The organism is Acinetobacter defluvii (genome assembly GCF_001704615.3).
In the GTDB taxonomy this organism is placed as follows: Bacteria; Pseudomonadota; Gammaproteobacteria; order Pseudomonadales; family Moraxellaceae; genus Acinetobacter; species Acinetobacter defluvii.
This window is the reverse complement of record NZ_CP029395.2, coordinates 1-1,381: the sequence shown is the minus strand read 5'-3', so window position 1 is coordinate 1,381 and position 1,381 is coordinate 1. Positions and strand designations below refer to the sequence as shown.

General features: G+C 39.9%; 1 protein-coding gene. It reads left to right on the top strand.

Going from position 1 to position 1,381, the window contains the following annotated elements:
- The first annotated feature begins 423 nt into the window (after positions 1–423).
- Positions 424–666 (top strand): hypothetical protein, encoded by a 243-nt coding sequence (locus DJ533_RS00625; protein ID WP_065995611.1) that lies wholly within the window; start codon positions 424–426, stop codon positions 664–666.
- Positions 667–1,381: the final 715 nt, after the last annotated feature.

Sequence of the window (1,381 nt, the reverse complement as noted above, 5' to 3'; positions counted from 1 at the left end):
GCTTCAGATAGTTAATTTCCGTCCTTTTTGTGGGTGGAAGGCTTGGTGACGCCAGCGCAAAATTGATTAAGTCTGTTACTGGGGTATCTGAACAAAGCAGACAACGGCATGAGTAGTCATAAAACGCTGATCGTGAGTATATTGGGGTAATCCCTTGCGGTGATCATTTAAAAGCGTTTATAGGCGGTTTTGGACGTGTTCAGGGGGTGATGTAAGCCCTAACCAAAACAAGCGCAGGTTTACACACTGATGCGCTCCTGTGAAACGATGGCTCGGCTCCGTAGTGATGCTTTGACTCGTTCGGGTAATACTCCTAGAGCATTGTCTGCCGTTCCATGAACGGACATGACAAGGCTCTAGGGTGAGTATTTCCTGATCTTCTCCAACTCTCACCATAATGATAATTCACTACTTAGGCTTTTTATGAAAAATTTAGATTTAAATCAAATACTTCAAAATGAAAAAAACAAGTTTTTAGATGAAAAACATTTAGATTGGTATGTTGAAACTTACATTAGAAATTATCCTGAATTTCTTGAAATGGACTATCAGAAAGCTATGGATCTCGCTAAACAACACTTTGAAGATTATGAAGTATTGACACAATACATAGTTGACCTGAATAATGCTTACATCAGTGCTAAATCATATCTTGGCATTGAGTAGAAACTTTTGCTTAACAGCCATCATTGCGGGATGAAGTTTTTATTTGCTCTGGTCACACAACGCTGACACAAAATCCTTTTGAGTGTTCGACACAGAAAGGTACTGAAAAGCCTATTGCGGGGGCTTTTTTTTTATCTAATCAAAATTAAGGGCGCACTTAGCCATTGAATCAATGGAGTGCTTCCAGTAGTAACCGAGTGGGCGGAGTTGCCCACGACTGCGTGAAAATTGCTTCAAAACTTCTTTTTCCCTGATTACAAGCTTCCTATCCATCAATCACCTTAATTTCAGAGCGTCCCGCATGGGCGCGAACTATTTTATATTTATGGTACTGGAGAGGGGGAGAGAGGCAGGCACTTGTGCGCCTCCTCCCCCTATATTTTTTGCTATGTCCACTTATTTAATAGTGGACTCTACTCTACATGGTGGAGATTTTATAACCGACTTCGGCTTTATTATTTCCCCCTTGCTTTCCGATTATTTCCCCCCTGGGGAATTAATCAGAACCTTAGCAAGCGAAAAATAAAAACCCGACCATATTGAATATGATCGGGTTTCGTTTTATATTCGATGCACGGTTATTAATTCCTGGCAGAATTAATAACGAAAGTTATGTGATCTCAACAATCGACATAAGATTCAAGATAAATCTCCGTGCTGTGAAATTATTATAACGGCTCTCAGATTAAAATAAATCCCTCTTTCGTTCTTAATT

Coding starts and splice junctions, on each gene's coding strand:
- DJ533_RS00625 (WP_065995611.1), top strand. CDS start 424: ATGAAAAATTTAGATTTAAATCAAATACTTCAAAATGAAAAAAACAAG.